We start from the raw sequence: 16,397 nt of genomic DNA, 5'->3' as shown, positions 1-16,397 counted from the left end.
AAACTTACAAGTCGTAACTTCCTGGGAGGCGGGCTGTGCGCAGGGTCGTGGTGATCGGTGGCGGGCTGGCCGGGTTGGCTTCGGCGGTGTGGCTCGCCGAGGCCGGCGATCAGGTGACGTTGCTGGAACGCAGGGGGCGTCTCGGCGGGCGGACGCTCGGGTTTCCGCTGAACGAAGCCGACGGGGAGATGGTCGACAACGGGCAGCACGTCATCGCCGGGTCCTACGACTACATCCTGAAGTACCTCGACTCAGTGGGGACGCGGAAGTTCGTCGCGTTCCCCGACACCTTCGGCATCAGGGCAGCCGACGGGACCACGGCGACCCTGGGTGTACGTGCTCGCGACCAGCTCAGGCTCTGGACCGGCCGGGTCCCCGGGATCGGGGTACGCGACGTCATGCGCAGCGTTCTCCCGCACCTGCGCATGATGGCGGCCTCGCTTCGCCCCAAAGACGAACTGGACGAGATCACGGTCGAGCAGTGGTTCGACCGGATCGGGATGCCGCAGGCGCTGCGCCGGATGCTGTGGTGGCCGGTGGCTTTGGGCGTACTGAACGAGGTGCCGCCCCTGGCGTCCGCGCACGCGCTGGCGTCGGTGATGCGAACGGGCAACAGGAAGGCCCTGCGGCACGGACGGCGCGCGTTCAGCATCGGCTATCCGACCGTGGATCTGCGGACCCTCTACCTCACGGGGCCGAGAAGGTGTTCGCGGAGAAGGGCGTCGACGTCCGGCTGCGTGCCAAGGCCGCGCGGGTCGAGGTGGACGGTGGCAGGGTGCGGGGCGTGACGATGGCCGACGGCGAACTGATCCCGGCCGACGCGGTGATCGTCGCGGTGCCGGCCTGGGACGTCGGCGGCCTGCTGGAGCACGTTCCAGGGACCGAGAAGATCGCCGCCGCGACCCAGAAGCTGGTCCCGATTCCGATCATGTCGGTCAACCTCTACCTCGACCGGCCGATCGGGACGACGCACCCCTGGGAGACGCTGCTGGAGAGCGACGTCCACTGGGTCTTCGACCGGACCGTGATGCACGGCAAGCGAAGCTCCGCGGGCCACCTCTACGCCCTCACCACCTGCGCGTCCTACGACCTCATCGAGTTGCGGGCACCCGAAGTCATCGAACGCTGCATGGCGTCCCTACGCAGCATCTATCCCCTAGCGGAAGACGCCAGAGTCGTACACGCGCACGTCGTCCCCTGGCGGAAGGCCACCTTCTCCTCACGCCCAGGCACCGGCACCATCCGTCCCGACCAGCGCACCGCCGTCGAGGGCCTCGCCCTGGCCGGCGACTGGACCCGCAACGACTGGCCCACGACCATGGAAGGCGCCGCGCAGAGCGCCGCTCGCGCCGTCGATGCCCTGCGTACGATCAGCTGACCATGGCAAGGATGAGCGCCGACCGCCGCCGGGACCAGATCCTCGACGCCACCAGGACGATCGTCGACGCCGAAGGCTTCGCCGCGGTCACCATCGCCCGCGTCGCCGAGGCCGCCGGCATCACGCGAACCCTGGTCTACCACCAGTTCGCCGACCTCTCCGGCCTCCTCACCGCGCTCGTCGATCGTGAGGCTGAACGCGCCATGGCCGGCCTCCTCAAGGTCATCACCGAACGCCCTCCGGCCGACCGGGATCCGTTCACCGCGGCACTCGAAGGCCTCATCAACGCCGCCGACGCCGACCCCGCGACCTGGCGCATGTTCCTCATGCCCTCCGAAGGCGGCCCACCAGAGCTCTACGAACGCATCGCCCAAGGCCGTGCCCTGGGCCGCCGCCGCATCATCGAACTCCTCAACGCCCCCGACCAGCTCATCCCCACCGGCCCCGACCCGGCTCTGTCCATCCACCTGCTCCACCTGGTCGGCGACGAACTCCTCCGCCTCCATCTCCGCGACCCCGACGCCTACCCCGCCGACCGCGTCCTCACCCAATGCGCCCGCATGGCCGCCCAGATGAGCCAGCCCCACAGCACCGCCGACGGATAGGCGCTTCGCCGCCAGACAGAAACGCCCATCCGTCATGCCACGATCGCCCTACCTAGGCGGGCCCGTGACCACGCCCGAGGGGTTGTTCATCAGGCCGCTGACGCCGGCCCCGTTCGGAGACGGGAGCAGGAACCCGAGGGTCCCCGCTCCTCCAGCCAGTCCACCCAGCACCGCCTCCGCGGGTCCGAAGCCGCTGCCGGGTGGTTCGAACCCTGGATGCGGGCCTCCATGCCGGAGGTTGACGGCTATCCGCGCGTCAAGATCAAGGCCGGTGAGGGGCACGCCCTCGATTCGGCGACCATTCCCGGATCGACGACGGCGATCAGGTCGTCCTCGCGGATCAGGGTGACCGTGCAGGCGACGCGGTCGGCGGCGTACCCGGTGGTCAGGATGTGAACGGTCGCTGTCATGCCTTCTGATATCACGCCTGTCTGAGCGAGTTCATCCACTCGGCGCCTGACCGGCCATGCCACTGGCTGTCCAAAAAAGGGGGGCTCCAGTGGAGTCGCCGCCCTTCGGACGTGCCCCGACCCTGTGAAGCGTCCTTCGAGAATTTCGGCCCGTGGTTCTGATAAAGGAGCAGCCATTTTCGCGGGCATTGCCTGAAGTGGTCAGGTGATAGTCAGATTAGCCCTGCCCGTCGTAGTGTCCATCTTGCCGCGCCAGTCCGCTCGCTTGTGCGCATCGGAGATGATTCGCCTTGTCGGTCTCAACTGGCAGTACTTGGTCTGCGCCACCAACCGAATCGGAGTTCGGAGGTGATCGGCGAGGCGGGGATCTGGAGTCGTTCTTCGATCCACGCCACTTCCAGGAGAATTCACGGGCCGCGCTGCTGCGGCTGTCCCGCCAGCTCGCCGACCAATCGGTCAAGGGCCTGGACCTCGTTGATCCGGGCATGCTGACCAAGCTCGCCCGGGAGTTGATGACGCGGGAACGTGAAAAGGTCGCCGACTTCGACCATGGGCGGCTGGCCGAGATCCTCGATCTCTATGTGGGTACGGGGATCCAGGTGCATTCACCCGGCTATATGGGGCGGCAGTTCTCTGGAGTCTTTCCGCTGGCGGGCGTCGTCGACTTCGTGAGCTCTGTGGTCAACCAGCCGTCGTCGTTCTACGAGGCGGGTCAGCTGCCGAATGTGGCCGAGCGCATCATGGCCGAGGAGCTGAATCGCTACCTCGGCTGGGATCCGGACCGGGCCACGATGATCACCACTTCGGGCGGTTCGCTGGCCAACCTGACCGCGCTGCTGGCCGCCCGCAACGAGGCCTTCCCCGAGATCTGGGCGCGCGGCGATCCCGGTGGGGGCGGGCTGCCGGCCATCGGGGTCAGTGAGGAGGCGCACTACAGCGTGGTCCGTGCGGCCGGGGTGCTCGGCATTGGAGAATCGCAGGTCATCCGGCTTCCGGTGAACCGGCGCGGGCAGCTGCGGCCGGATCGGGCGGCCGCAGTCCTGGCCGCCGCGGAACGCCGGAACCTGCGTGTCTTCTGTCTGGTGGCCTCTGCGGGGACGACCTCGATGGGCGCGTTCGATCCGCTCGACGAGCTGGCCGATCTGGCCGCCCGGCGCGGCATGTGGCTGCACGTCGACGGGGCGCACGGCGCGAGCCTGGTGGTGTCGGACCGGCATCGCGCCAAGCTGCGGGGTATCGAGAAGGCCGACTCGCTGACCTGGGACGCCCACAAGATGTTGTTCGTCCCGGCGCCGTGCACGCTGCTGTTCTACCGGCGCGGTGAGACGGCGGCCGGTGCCTTTCGCCAACGGGCCAGCTATGTCTTCGACGATGAGCCGGACATCTACAGTTCGTTCGACAGCGGGGACAAGAACTTCGAATGCACCAAGCGTCCTATGATCATGCCGCTGTGGACGCTCTGGTCGGTGTACGGCCGGGCGCTTTTCGCCGAAAAGATTGATTATCTGTGCGCGCTGACCGGTGAAGCGCATCGCATTCTCCAGGCTGAGCCCGATTTCGCGGTCCTGCATGAGCCGGAAGCGAATATTCTGTGCTTTCGCTACCAGCCCAGGGAGATCGGCGCCGACCTTCTCCACCGTCTGCAGCTCGATATTCGTGACCAACTGCGTGGCGACGGAAGGTTCTTCATCTCGAAGGTGGATGTCCACGGGGTCGCGGCCCTGCGTCTTGTGCTGATGAACCATCGAATCCACGCCGGGCACCTCACCATGCTCGTCGCCGAAATCAGAAAGATCGGCGCACGCCTGCTCCTCGCGGCCTGATCCGAGTCGGACTGATCCGGTCCGCTGATCTGGATCGGGCTGATTCAGGCCGACTGATCCGGTCCGCTGATCCGGTCCGCTGATGCGGATCGGCTGATTCAGGCCGACCTCGGCCGGACCGGCACCTCGTTCATCCCCGAAAACAGGAGTCACCAATGGGCTCAACGCTCCTTGACCCTGCCTCTGCCACAGAACTCGCGGCCCGGCTGATTCCCGACGAGGAACTGCGACCGTGGTCGGTCGACGACGTCGCGCGCCTGCCCTCGTTCGCGAGCAAGCTGGGCGAGTGCGAACGGATCTGCGGCGTTCCCTACGGCGAGACCTCCCACGCGATCCAGGACGCGCTGGTGCTGCGCAGGCTTCAGCAGATGGTCTGCTCCATCCTTCTCAATCCACTGTGGCGTGAGCGGCTGAACCACTTCGGGATCTTCGCCGCCCCCGCGACGTTCGAGGACTGGGAACGGATTCCGCTGTCGGACAAGGTCGTTCAGCGCGACATGCTCATGGGCGCGCGGCCCGGAATGGTGGTGCCCCTGGAGCGGGGCGGTTTCCAGGTCGTGGCCAGCGGCGGCACCAGCGACGGTCTTCCGCTCGAGGTCGTCTACTCGCTGCGCGAGCTGCGCGACACCTACCGGATCGCCGGCGAGTTCATGGGCGCCCAGCAGTTGCGCGGGCCCCTGTCAGGTCCCGAGCCCAAGTGGCTGTTCACGACGCTCGCCGACTACCAGATGTGGAGCAGCGGGACGATGGTCGGCGGCGTCCTGTCGCACGTGCCCGGGGTCAACTTCATCGGAGCCGGCCCGGTCACCGCCCCCGTGCTGGCGCACATGTTCACCTATCCCGGTCCCAAGGCCCTGATGGGCATCACCGCCGGCGTCGGGCTCCTGAGCGACCTGGGCGCGGGGATTCCGCAGGCGGCGCGGGAGAGCTTCCGGGTCGCCATGTACGGCAGCGGCGTCCTCACCCAGCGGAAGCGGTCCGAGCTGCGTGCGGTCTTCCCGAACGTGTCGATCCTCAGCTATTTCGCCGCGACGCAGGCCGAGACGATCGGGCTGCAGCTGCGGGACGAGTCCCCGGAGCTCGCGGCGGTCCCCGGCCTGCATCTGATCGAGATCGTGGACGAGAACGGCCGGGCGGTCGCCGAGGGGGAGGAGGGCGAGCTGGTGGTCACCCGCCTGCACGCCCACGAGGCACCGCTGTTGCGGCTCAAGCTCGGGGATCGCATGGTCCGCAGGTCACGGCTGGACGGGCCGGGTTTGAAGACGCAGTGCTTCGAGTTCGCCGGCCGTACGGGCGACGTGCTGCACCTCAACGACAGCCAGTACTCCGCGCCGGTCGCCTACGCGGCGCTGAACGACGACCTCCGCAAGTCGGCGGCGATCGACCTGGACGCGATCGCCCACGAGATCCAGTTCGTCAACAACCGTGAGGCCAAGGCCATCACCCTGCTCGTCACGGTCGACGACGTCGACGGCCTCACGCGCCGCATGAACGGCGCCCTGGGCCCGGTGGGCGTGCAGCACCTGTTCACCGGAGCACTGCCCCGCGCGCTGTCGCTGTTCAACGACCGGGAGGCCACACCGGCCTCGATCGAGCAGACGGGCTACCGGTTCCAGCTCGTCTTCGTCCATCGCCTGTCGCCGGAGATCGAGCGGACCGTCGTCGGCAAGGTCCCCCTCGTGCGGGATCGGGGGTGATGGAGCGGCCGCCGTTCCGCCGGCGGCCATGCCCCTCAGCGGGCGGCACGCCTCTCAGCGGGCGGCACAGCCACGCCCCTCAGCGGGCGGCACGCCCCTCAGCGGGCGGCACAGCCACGCCCTCAGTGGGCGGCACAGCCAGACACCGAGCAATGACGGGAGAAGACGTGAAACCGAAGATCAGCATCGTCGTCATGGTCGACGCGGTCGGGGCGCTCTCGGACCAGACGCTGCACAACGGCAACCTGTCCCTGGTGGACGACAGCCCGTTCCACAGCCACCACCAGGGCACTCCGAACCTCGCCACCGCGGTCATGCCCGGACAGGTCGTCAAGTGGACCCCGATCGCCGTGGACGTCCAGACACCGGTCGAGATCCAGGGGATCGCGTTCCTCGGTCCCGACGGCCGGACCACGGCAGAGCCCTACGGCTCCATGTCCACCGATCACCCAGGTCCGGCGGCGCACCAGCCTGCCGGTGCCCTGGCAGACTCCATGGCCGGCTATCCGGCGGGTCAGCCGGGCCTGGCGGCGCCCCCGCCCGCTCCGGCCCTGACCACGGGTGACCCGGCCCCCACTCTGCCCGGCCATGCAGGGGCCGCCACGCTTCACGGCGGTCACGCAGGTCCGGCGGGTCAGCCAGGCCAGGCCGGTCTGGCCGGTCCGGGCGGTCCGGGCGGTCTGGCCGGTCCGGGCGGTCAGGCGGGTACGGCCACGCTGCAAGGCGCTCCCGCGGCGTACGAGGTGGCCCCGTCCGATGAGCCGGAGCCTGCGGCGGGTCACGAGAACCTCGACCTGCTGGTCTGGGAGGGGACCGTTCCCTTCCACATGGTGCCCAACATCCCCTACCGCTACCGGCTCACCGTGAAGCTCCACGAAGGGCCCAACAGCGTCATGCACATCGACTCACCCGCACTGGTGCGCGTGTAACCCCTCCCATCCGGAAGGCGAATCATGGCCCAACAACACGGAATCATCGTGCTCATCGACGTGGCGAACGCGCTCGAGTCGCGCACTCTGGACGGCAACGCCTACTGGTTCGACAACATGAAGTTCCTGGGCTCCGCGGGCGAGGGCACCCAGCAGCTGGTGACCATCGTCCCCGGCACCTACTACATGGACGGTTCCCAGGCGACGGAACAGGTGTTGAACTGGCTGCCCGCCGCGCTCGGCGCCATTCCGCCGACGGTCCCCGTCAACTACCACGCCGAACGTGCGCAGCAGACCGACCGGCAGGCCCTGGAACAGCTGGCCGCGCTCACCGAGGCCACCGGCATCGGCGCCGGAACCGGGGTCGAACGCATCCAGGGCGAGGTCGGCCGCCGGGCGCGGCGCCCGCGCGGCAGCCGCAGCCTCACCACCGGCAAGGTTCTGGACGTCACAGGCCAGGTCGCCGGCACCGACCCCACCGCGGCCTACAACTACCCGAAACCGGTGATCACCGGAATCACCGGGCAGGCCGTGGACGAGAAGATCATGTACCCGGCCCAGTACGGCTCCCCGGACATGGTCTACGACGGCTGGTACTGGGCGGCGACCGTGGACACCAGCCGGCCGGGCGTCTACCCGTACCGGATGGACGTGCAGCTGCACGAACTGGTCGAACGCGACGGCGAACTGGTCTGGGAGTCGGTGAACCTCGCCTGCGACTCCGCGCTCAAGATCACCGCTGAGCCCAAGGTCAACGGCTTCACCCACGCCGGGCTCGGCGCGCTGCCCGTCCCCGCCACGCCACCGACCGCCTAGCCGTTACGGCGGCCCTCTCCGATCGGAGGAGCACATGCCCCCCAAGGCTCAGCAACCGCAGAACCGTGCCCAGCAGCAGCAGAAGAACCCCGTCGCCGCCGGCCGCCCGGTAACGATCACCGCCGTGGTGGACCCCGTCGCAGCGCTCGCCGCCTGGGATCTGACCGGCAGCGTCTACATGTACGACACCAACAGAACGGAGGGCTCCACGGGCTTCGGCACCGAGGAACTGCGCACCAAGGTGCGCCAGGGTGAGCGGCTCCTCTGGAACGTCATTCCCCTGGAATGCGAGACGTTCGTCGCCATCTACGGAATCGACATCGACGAGCGGTTCTGCGAGCCCCGCATGCAGACCTACCCCGGGACCGACATCACGTTCTGGACGGCGACGGTGAAGCAGGACATCACCGAACCGGTCCGCTACCGGCTCCAGTTCCTGCTGGGCACCGTGACCAAGCCGTTCGCCACGGAGGCATATCAAGCACTCGTCGACCGCGGCGCGCCGGGCGCGAAGGAGCAGTGATGAACGAGACGTACCACTCGAGCGATCTCAGCGACCGCGGCCAGCTCAACTCGGTCCAGCTCAACGTCGTGACGCTCGTCGACATGGAGCGGGCGGCGGCGACGCAGTCCCTCGACGGCTGCCTGTTCATGATGGACAACAGCGTCGGCGGCATCGGGCAGGGCACCGACCATCCGGAGACGATCTGCAAACAGGGCCAGGTCCTCAACTGGATCATCCGGCCGATCGAGATGGACCGCCGCCCCGACGGCACCTGGCCGCCGATGCCCAAGATCAACAACCTGGTCTTCCTCGACATGGAGAAGGGCGACGAGAACGACGTCGCCGAACGCCGGATCATGACCGAACTCAAGATCTACGGCGGCCCGGACCTCATGCGGGACCCGAACACGGCCATTTACTACTACTGGGCCGGTGCCGTCCTCAGCACCGCGCAGCCGGGCCTGTACCGCTACCGGTTCGTCCTCGAACTGGAGAAGGAGATCGGCACCCAGAAGCTGTACTTGAACACCACGCGCCACCCGGCGCTCAGGGTCCTGCAGGTCTGACGAGCCTCAACCGTCCAGGGGCGGCAGGCCGATGCCGCCCTTGGACACGGCCATCTGGAATCACGGCCATCTGGAATCGCGATGTGCGAGGAGAAACCGATGTCTGACGCGCAAGTGCCGATCGGATCGGCCGTTCTCGGTGCGGGCGCCCCGACCCTGGTCGCGACCCTCCCCGCCGCCGACCACGCGTCCACCATGCGCGCCGCGCACCACGCCGCCGACGCCGGCGCCCACGCGCTCTCAAGCGCGGACCCGGTCGCGCACACGCTGGCCGCCGCGGGCAAGGAGACCGGCCTGCCCGTCATCGCGTACGTCACCAGCACCGACGACGCCGAGCGCGTCGCCGACCACGCGGACATGCTCCGGATCGCCACGGGAGACCCGCACCTTCTCCGCGCCGCCGCACGCACGGGCCGGCCGATCCTCCTGGAACGCGCACCGGGCACGACGATGACGTCCTGGCTGTCGGCCGCCGACCTACTGGCCGACGAGGGCGCCCCCGGCGTGGCGCTCGGGGAACGCGGCAACGACATCGGAACGATCCTCACGCTCCAGAACCGTTCGACCCGCCCGATCATGCTGGACCCGCACACCGATCCCGCCCTCCTGACCGCGGTCTCCCGGGCGGCACTCGGCGCCGGTGCGGACGGACTGTTCCTGAACATGGACGACGCCGGAACGGCCGCGCTCCTCCTCCACGATCTGACCGTCACCTCCGCGCTCCTGTCGATCCGTGAATCACCCGAGCGGAACGACGCGGCCCCACAGAGCGGCCCCGTCCCCGAACTGACCCGGCTACGGCAGCAACTGGACGTCATCGACGAGCAGTTCGTACGCCTCGTCGCCCGCAGGCACGCCCTCGCAACGGTGATCGGTGAGATCAAGGTCCGGCACCGGCTCCCGGTCCGCGACCTGCGCCGCGAGATCCAGGTCCTGGAACACGCGAAGACCCTCGCGGGCCGCTTGGCCGTCAGCCCCGACACGGTCTCCGGGATCTTCAACCACCTGATCGACGACGCCGTGACCGCCCAATGCGCCGCCCTCCCCGGACGCCACGCCCCGTGAAGCACACGCAGCCAGGCCGCATTTGTGCAGGTCAGAGCAGGGTCAGGCCCATGCCTCCGGGAAAGTCGCCGACGATGGCGTCGCGGCCCTGCCAGATCTTGGAGATGGGCAGGTCACCCGGGTAGTGCCAGGTGGCGGCGGGGCCGAAGCTGTCATGGATGAGCTGGGCGTCGCCGTCATTGACGCGCCGCCCATCGAGTACGGACTCATATGGCCCGCCACAGGCCACAACACCCGAGTCCGCTCCTTCGTCGACATCGTTCGCCGAACAGCCCAACACATGTCGTCGACCGCACAAAGCTAATGATCGGGTGGGCAGCAAGACCTTGACCGCCTCGGTGACCATGGGAGACGCCGCGACCGACGTGGCGCGGGTCTTCCCGAAGGTCCTGGACGCACTCGTCAAGCAGGTGTTCTGCGGCGGACCGACCCAACAGGCTCAGCCCGCGGACTGAGACTTCGACGGCCGGCTGGGCGGGGCCAGGTTGCGTGTCCTCCGTTCGGCTGACAGCGGTGTTCAGTCGTCTGGACGTCGCGGGGTTTCGTTCGCTTCAGCGATGATCCCGGTATGAGCGAGGTGACCGAGGCCAAGGGACGCGCTAACTCCGGCAACGCGGGGCTGGACGGGAATTACGCCCCGGTGCGGCAAGAGCTCACGGTGACCGATCTGGACGTGACGGGGACGATTCCCGGGTACCTGGATGGGCGCTACCTGCGGAACGGGCCCAATCCGTTCGGCGATCCGGACCCTGAGCGCTACGAGTGGTTCGCCGGTACGGGCATGGTGCACGGGCTGAGGATCCAGGACGGGCGTGCGGTCTGGTACCGCAACCGGTGGGTCCGGTCGGCTGAGGTGTCGCGCGCGCTGGGTGAGCGCCGGCGCAGCGGTCCCCATCGCGGCGGGTTGGACTTCGCGGCGAGCATCAACGTCATCGGTCATGCCGGCCGGACGCTGGTTCTGAACGACGCGGGTGTCCGACCGTACGAGCTGACCGACGAGCTGGACACGGTCGGGCCGTCCGACTTCTGCGGGACTCTTTACGGCGGATACAGCGCGCACCCGAAACGGGACCCTGTCACGGGCGAGCTGCACGCCGTGTCCTACGGCCCCTTTCGCGGCAACAGCGTGCAGTACACGGTGACCGGCGTCGATGGGCGGATCCGGCGCGCGGTGGACATCCCGGTGGACGCGAGAACGATGATGCACGACTTCTCGCTGACCGAACGGCATGTGGTCCTTTATCACCTGCCTGTCGTGCTCGACCTGCGCGTCCTTCTCCGATCGCGGCCGGGCCGGACCCTGGGGTCCCTGCTGAACCGGCTCGCCGGATCACCGATGCCCGGTCCGCTGGCGCGTGGCCTCATGCGTGCGTCCAGCCTCCGGCAGATGGGCATGGCGGGCGTACCGTTCCGCTGGGATACGGGGCACCGGCCGCGCGTCGGAGTCATGCCCAGGGAGGGGAGTGGCTCGGACATCCGCTGGTTCGATGTCGGGCCTTCCTTCGTGTATCACGCGCTGAACGCCTACGACGAGGGTGATCGCGTCGTCCTGGAGGTCGCACGGCATTCGAAGGTGTACGCGGACGGCGGGTGGCCGTTCGGGGACCCGCCCACGCTCGATCGGTGGACGATCGACCTGGTCGCGGGACGGGTCCGGGAGGAACGGATCGACGACCGGTCTCAGGAGTTCCCGCGCGTCGACGAGCGGCGGGTCGGCAGGCGCCACCGGTTCGGCTACACGGTCGGGTACGGCCAGGACGCGGAATGGATGGGGTCACCGGACGTACTGCTCAAGCATGATGTCGAGCGGCGGTCGGTGCACGTCGCGTGGTTCGGCGAGGGCCGGGAGCCGGGCGAGTTCGTGTTCGTGCCGAGCTCGGACGACGCGGCCGAGGACGACGGAGTGGTGATGGGGTTCGTCTACGATCGGGCGTCCGATCGCAGTGACCTGGTCATGCTGGACGCCGCGACCTTGGAGACGGCCGCCACGGTGCACCTGCCGGCGCGGGTGCCGCACGGGATCCACGGCAACTGGGTGCCCTCGGCGGGTTAGGGTCGGGCGATGGAGGTCGCCGTGCGCCACGTGCCGGGCTGGTTCTGGCTGTGGGACTTCTACGTCGGCGGCGGGTGCACCGTCACGGCCATCGCCGTTCTCGCCTACGACGGCGTCCCGCTCGGCGACCGGTTCGGTGCGGTCGCGGCCCTGGCCGCGCTGGCGCTCTGGGCCCTCGTCTTCAGCCGGAGGGTGCTCGCCGGACGCGGGTCGCCGTGGGTGCTCGTGGCGGGAATGGCCGTCTTGCTGACGGCGGCCTTGTCGTTCTCGTCGGTCGCGGCCATGGCGCTGCCGGCGGTTTATCCGCCCATCTTCATGTCGCTGGCGCTGCGCGGCGCGCTCGTCGTCACGTCAGCGGCCACGACGCTGCCGGTCGTCGCGGTGGCCGTCCAGGACGGCGTGCACTCCGGCGCATTCGCCACCATCGTGGTGCTCGCGCTGCTCTCGTTCGTGATCACTCCGGTGCTCGGCACGTGGATCACCAAGACCATCGAGCTGAACGCCGAGGTGGTCCGGCTGTCGCATGAGGCGGGCACGGCGGCGGAACGGGCGCGGCTGGCGCGGGAGATCCACGACACCCTGACGCAGGGCTTCACCAGCGTCGTGGCGCTCAGCCAGGCCGTCGAGTCCGAGCTCGGCACCGACCTGGACGCTGCCCGTCGGCACGTCGAGCTCATCCGTACGACGGCCCGCGACAACCTGGCGGAGGCGCGAGCGATGGTCGGCGCCCTCACCCCCTCGGCCCTGTCCGACGGCTCGCTCGCCGAGGCCGTCCGCCGCCAGGGTCGCCGGTTGAACGAGGAGACCGGCGTTGCGGTGACCGTCCAGGCCGCAGCCGAGGCGCCGGCGCTGAGCAAGGCCGGCGAAGTGGTGCTGCTGCGCGCCGCCCAGGAGGCGTTCGCCAACGTGCGCAAGCACGCCCGGGCCTCCGCCGTGACGGTCGAGATCGCCGTCACCGCCGACGGCGTCCGGCTGACCGTGACCGACGACGGCATCGGGCTCCGGGACCCCGGCGGCGGGTTCGGGCTGCGCGGGATGCGCGACCGCGTCGAGCAGATCGGCGGGCGGATGTCGGTCCGTGGTCTGCCCGGGGCGGGCACCACGCTCGAGATCGAGGTGCCCGCTTGATCGATGTGCTGCTGGCCGACGACCACCCGGTGGTGCGAGAGGGCCTGCGCGCCGTCGTCGCCGCCGAACCGGGCCTGCGGGTGGTGGGCGAGGCCGGCTCGGGCGCCGAGGCCGTCGCGCTGGCCGGGAGCCTGCGGCCGGACGTGGTGCTGATGGACCTGCGGATGCCCGGCGTGGACGGCGTCGCCGCGACCGAGCGGATCCTCGCGGACCGGCCCGAAACCAAGATCGTCGTCGTCACCACCTACGAGACCGACGCCGACATCCTGCGCGCCGTCGAGGCGGGCGCCGCCGGCTACCTGCTGAAGGACGCCTCCCGCGCCGACCTCGCCGCCGCCGTCCGCGCCGCCGCCCGCGGCGAGACGGTCCTGGCCCCCTCAGTCGCCGGGCGCCTGGCCCAGCGCGTAAGGCGCCCCGCCGCGATGGCCCTGTCCACGCGCGAGGCCCAGGTCCTCACCCTCGTAGCAGAGGGCAAGACCAACGCGGAGATCGGGCGTGCCCTGCACATCAGCCTGACGACGGTCAAAACGCACCTGCTCCGTGCCTTCACCAAACTAGAGGTCTCCGACCGCACCGCCGCCGTCACGACCGCGATGGCCCGCGGCCTGCTCCGCCCCTGACCTCCACGACCAGAGCCTGGCAGGACGACGTGGACGGATCCGCGAAGCGTGGACGCCCGAGTAGACCGGAGCGTCCCTGCACCGGGCTGAGAAGCCCGGGTCAGGATCAGCTGGGCGGAGATTGAGGAAGCCAAGACCGAGGCCATCCCGCTCGATCAGGCAACGATCAAGGTGCTGCGCCGGCACAAAGTCGGCCAGGGCGCCGCGCTCCCCTCGGGCTCCCAAGGCGATCATGAACGGGCCGCAGAACGGGGCCGTGCCGCATCTGTGCAGGTCAGAGCGGTGGAATGTGGCGCGCCCGGCAGGATTCGAACCCGCGACCGTCGGATTAGAAGACCATCCGACGACGTGCCAGACGATGACACGTGATCCCGAATTCTGTCATCCTTGCAGGTCATGGCGTTGCTCACATGTCAATCTGTGCCGCGACCGCCGCACCATACCGGGTCAGTACGGATCTGCCGGGCTCCGTTCGGGCTCCCCTGCGGTTGCTGATCGGTGGCGACCGGAGAGCTTGGCCGATACTTCGATCCAACGCCTGTCGCATTGGCGGGTCACCAGACCTAGATCGCAGAACATCCCCATGCGAGGTGTGTCCTGCAAGGGACACCCATGGCGTGGAAGTGGAAATGATCGCGACTCCTGGTCGGTGTCATCATCATTACCGGCACGTCCACGCTCCAGGGAGGACGTGATAGCAGAACCGCGCCGGGGCGCCGGCCTGGACGCGGCCTGTTCGCTACGCGGCGCACCCGTCTATCTGCCCCGCGCCGGTCGCACCGCCAAAGCTGTGCATATCGGTGGTGAGGTCGCCTCCGTCCGAGACGAGCCATGTGAGCACTAGCTGGGTGGTCGCGCCGGATGTACGGGAAGATAGCGCCGGAGCCCGCATTGGTCAGGGCCGCTACGTTCGGCTCATTCGCTTCGGTCCCGGAGGGTGGCACCGACGCCGACGCGCGACGTCGCGCCGAGCTTTGCGAATATTCGGGACAAGTGCGTTTCGATGGTCCGCACGCTCAAGAAGAGGCTTTCCGCGATCTGCTGGTTAGTGAAACCGTCGGCGACCAGTTGGGCCACTTCCGTTTCGCGGCCCGACAGGCCGAAGGGCGCTCCGGCTCGGTCGGTGGCTGAGAGGCGGCTGCCGGGAACTCGCACTCCCAGTCTTCGCCGCTCACGCTGCGCCTGCGCCAACAAAGTGCGTGCTCCGCGCTGGTCATTGTGGGCTGGTCGAAGACCTCAGACCCGGGTCAGCACTGCAGCCCGGTTACGCCTCGAATTGCTTTCGAGCGTCGATCGCCTTCTTTCGTCGACGGGTCAGGATCGGTCCAAGTGCACACATCAAGGCGAGGCTGAGCAGCAGAACCGGCCCCATGAGCTTGCTTGTCAGCGGTCGGTGCGCGTCGACCGCACTGTCTTCGGGCCACGAGGGCACATATCGCACGCGAACGTGCGCGCCGACTTTCGGCATCTCTGCCCACTCGTCATCCCTGATGGTTGCCTTCACCTGCCGTCCGGTCGCAGTTGTGAAGACGACGTCCGCGAAATCATCTTTGGACCCAGACCATCTCTTAACGACGACAGCGGGCGCCTCGACTCCTTTCTCTTCTCGCTGGACCTCGTCGAAGATGAGCCACGATGCGATTCCGGCGGGAAACAGGGCGAGCACAAACCAGAGGGTCGCTCCGCCACCTGGTATGCGTATCGCCCGGCGTGGCGCGGGCTCCGTTGCCGCCAACCGCTTCTCGTGCCGCTTTCTCAGCGCTGACATCCATGAACGTCGCAGACTCATCGATCCTCCCCGAGTTCTTTTTCTGATGTCCCAGATCACCGCGCCGTTTCGCAGCCGCCGCTCATGGCCGTGTCCGGCCATGAGCGGCGACCGTCGAAGGACCGAACCGCCCGGTCAATCGAGGCGATAGATTGTGGCGTCATAGATGCCGGATGCCGGAACGCGGCCGGTGGCCGGTGGCCCAGAGTGATCGCGTTCCTGGGATCAGAGCGAAGTCCCCGACCAAGGCGCCTTCTGTGGTGTCGATCTGGATCGTGCTCCACGCCCCGGCCGCTGTGCGGTGCAGCAGATGGGTACCGGAACCCTCGGGATCACTCGGGGGCTCGCCGCCGACGAACCAGAGTCCGTTGCGACCGTCGGGCACCATCCGATCCGGAGTCCGGCCGTTCGGTATGTCCGCACGCTGCCACCGTCGGCCGTTCCAATGCAGCAGGAGGGTCTCATCGGTGTCATCGCCCTCCCCGTCGGAGCGACGCACTTCGCCCGCACCTACACATCCTGGGCGGCAGGTGCAGCGCCATCTCTCAGATAGACGCATTGGGAGGGGCCGCCTAGCCGAAACGGCGCTCGATCGGTGCGGAAGCAACTTACGGGTGTCGACCTGCGTCCAGGTGTCGCCGTTGAAATGCCATGTGCCGATACCCAGGCCCGGTGTGCGGGCGCGCGGGGCGCCGATGCCGCTGGCCAGTTCGGTGCGGAAGGCCCGGCATCACCTCGTCGGGATCGGGCGGCTGATTGACGAGCACAGCCAGGCCACCGCCGCCAACAAGCAGCTCCACGCCCGTGTCGCCGAGCTCGAGGAGACCTAACTGCAGCCTGCGCTAGCCCGCGACGCGTGCTCAGGAAACCAACCGCGCCACTCCGCCACGCTGACGTCCCCGGAGAGCATCGTTTTCGTCTACGCCCCCACCCAGCTCATCGACTTGTTCGACGGGCTCATCCGCTTCCCCGAGTGCCGTCTGGCGGACAGCGGGAGTGCCTGATTCAGCCGTGGAAAGTCGGCGGGCGGTGAG

18 protein-coding genes and 1 pseudogene are annotated in these 16,397 nt (G+C 68.5%); 15 read left to right on the top strand and 4 right to left on the bottom strand.

Translation table 11 applies throughout. The features are described 5' to 3' along the window. Positions 1–35: 35 nt before the first annotated feature. The 3 genes and pseudogenes from J4573_RS56585 to J4573_RS02535 all read left to right on the top strand — a co-directional run. Positions 36–488, top strand: a pseudogene (locus J4573_RS56585) (FAD-dependent oxidoreductase); the annotation flags it as partial. Next, entirely contained in the window at positions 482–1,378 is an 897-nt protein-coding gene (locus J4573_RS02540; RefSeq protein ID WP_372442792.1) for an FAD-dependent oxidoreductase, read from the top strand. The pseudogene J4573_RS56585 and the gene J4573_RS02540, both read left to right, overlap by 7 nt. 11 nt (positions 1,379–1,389) lie before the next feature. After that, positions 1,390–1,983, top strand: coding sequence for a TetR/AcrR family transcriptional regulator (locus tag J4573_RS02535; protein ID WP_208253534.1), 594 nt, complete (start codon positions 1,390–1,392; stop codon positions 1,981–1,983). A gap of 245 nt (positions 1,984–2,228) precedes the next feature. On the opposite strand, the gene J4573_RS02530 is transcribed toward J4573_RS02535, so the two are convergent. Continuing rightward, positions 2,229–2,393 carry a hypothetical protein gene (locus tag J4573_RS02530; protein WP_208253533.1) on the bottom strand — a complete coding sequence of 55 codons (165 nt, stop codon included), beginning with the start codon at positions 2,391–2,393 and terminating at the stop codon, positions 2,229–2,231. A gap of 485 nt (positions 2,394–2,878) precedes the next feature. Here J4573_RS02530 and J4573_RS02525 point away from each other — a divergent pair, with 485 nt between their 5' ends. The 7 genes from J4573_RS02525 (at position 2,879) to J4573_RS02495 (ending at position 9,794) form a co-directional block, all read left to right on the top strand. After that, entirely contained in the window at positions 2,879–4,216 is a 1,338-nt protein-coding gene (locus tag J4573_RS02525) for a pyridoxal phosphate-dependent decarboxylase family protein (RefSeq protein WP_208253532.1), read from the top strand. A gap of 155 nt (positions 4,217–4,371) precedes the next feature. Then, positions 4,372–5,913: a hypothetical protein gene (locus tag J4573_RS02520; protein WP_208253531.1), complete on the top strand. Its 1,542-nt coding sequence runs from the start codon at positions 4,372–4,374 to the stop codon at positions 5,911–5,913. 167 nt (positions 5,914–6,080) lie between these two features. Beyond that, a complete protein-coding gene (locus tag J4573_RS02515; RefSeq protein WP_208253530.1) occupies positions 6,081–6,842 on the top strand; it encodes a DUF8788 domain-containing protein in 762 nt (253 codons plus the stop codon). 24 nt (positions 6,843–6,866) lie between these two features. Beyond that, positions 6,867–7,658, top strand: a complete 792-nt coding sequence (locus tag J4573_RS02510) for a DUF8788 domain-containing protein (protein ID WP_208253529.1) — start codon at positions 6,867–6,869, stop codon at positions 7,656–7,658. 34 nt (positions 7,659–7,692) lie between these two features. Then, positions 7,693–8,181, top strand: a complete 489-nt coding sequence (locus tag J4573_RS02505; protein ID WP_208253528.1) for a DUF8788 domain-containing protein — start codon at positions 7,693–7,695, stop codon at positions 8,179–8,181. Beyond that, positions 8,181–8,729, top strand: coding sequence for a DUF8788 domain-containing protein (locus tag J4573_RS02500; protein WP_208253527.1), 549 nt, complete (start codon positions 8,181–8,183; stop codon positions 8,727–8,729). The genes J4573_RS02505 and J4573_RS02500 overlap by 1 nt, the downstream gene beginning before the upstream one ends. A gap of 99 nt (positions 8,730–8,828) precedes the next feature. After that, positions 8,829–9,794 carry a chorismate mutase gene (locus tag J4573_RS02495; protein WP_208253526.1) on the top strand — a complete coding sequence of 322 codons (966 nt, stop codon included), beginning with the start codon at positions 8,829–8,831 and terminating at the stop codon, positions 9,792–9,794. 31 nt (positions 9,795–9,825) lie between these two features. Here J4573_RS02495 and J4573_RS02490 read toward each other — a convergent pair whose 3' ends face one another. Then, entirely contained in the window at positions 9,826–10,023 is a 198-nt protein-coding gene (locus J4573_RS02490) for a hypothetical protein (protein ID WP_208253525.1), read from the bottom strand. Between the two features lie 82 nt (positions 10,024–10,105). Here J4573_RS02490 and J4573_RS02485 point away from each other — a divergent pair, with 82 nt between their 5' ends. The 4 genes from J4573_RS02485 (at position 10,106) to J4573_RS02470 (ending at position 13,595) form a co-directional block, all read left to right on the top strand. After that, a complete protein-coding gene (locus tag J4573_RS02485) occupies positions 10,106–10,249 on the top strand; it encodes a hypothetical protein (protein ID WP_208253524.1) in 144 nt (47 codons plus the stop codon). Between the two features lie 113 nt (positions 10,250–10,362). Beyond that, positions 10,363–11,847, top strand: coding sequence for a carotenoid oxygenase family protein (locus J4573_RS02480; protein ID WP_243772305.1), 1,485 nt, complete (start codon positions 10,363–10,365; stop codon positions 11,845–11,847). 9 nt (positions 11,848–11,856) lie between these two features. Next, positions 11,857–12,975, top strand: coding sequence for a sensor histidine kinase (locus J4573_RS02475; RefSeq protein ID WP_208253523.1), 1,119 nt, complete (start codon positions 11,857–11,859; stop codon positions 12,973–12,975). Beyond that, complete coding sequence (locus J4573_RS02470; protein ID WP_208253522.1) at positions 12,972–13,595, top strand: response regulator transcription factor; 624 nt, start codon at positions 12,972–12,974, stop codon at positions 13,593–13,595. Before J4573_RS02475 ends, J4573_RS02470 begins: the two co-directional genes overlap by 4 nt. A gap of 915 nt (positions 13,596–14,510) precedes the next feature. Here the strand turns inward: J4573_RS02470 and J4573_RS02465 are convergent. Together J4573_RS02465 and J4573_RS02460 are read right to left on the bottom strand one after the other, a co-directional pair. After that, the gene (locus J4573_RS02465; protein ID WP_243772304.1) at positions 14,511–14,786 is read right to left on the bottom strand and encodes a response regulator transcription factor; all 276 of its coding nucleotides are present in this window, start codon (positions 14,784–14,786) and stop codon (positions 14,511–14,513) included. Between the two features lie 73 nt (positions 14,787–14,859). Beyond that, positions 14,860–15,261: a DUF3592 domain-containing protein gene (locus tag J4573_RS02460; RefSeq protein WP_208253520.1), complete on the bottom strand. Its 402-nt coding sequence runs from the start codon at positions 15,259–15,261 to the stop codon at positions 14,860–14,862. A gap of 797 nt (positions 15,262–16,058) precedes the next feature. Here J4573_RS02460 and J4573_RS55125 point away from each other — a divergent pair. Then, positions 16,059–16,193 (top strand): hypothetical protein, encoded by a 135-nt coding sequence (locus J4573_RS55125; RefSeq protein ID WP_279575323.1) that lies wholly within the window; start codon positions 16,059–16,061, stop codon positions 16,191–16,193. Positions 16,194–16,397 lie beyond the last annotated feature (204 nt).

This window comes from Actinomadura barringtoniae, from assembly GCF_017573505.1.
Lineage (GTDB): Bacteria > Actinomycetota > Actinomycetes > Streptosporangiales > Streptosporangiaceae > Spirillospora > Spirillospora barringtoniae.
The sequence above is the reverse complement of the archived record's forward strand: the minus strand, read 5'-3'. Positions and strand labels throughout refer to the sequence as shown.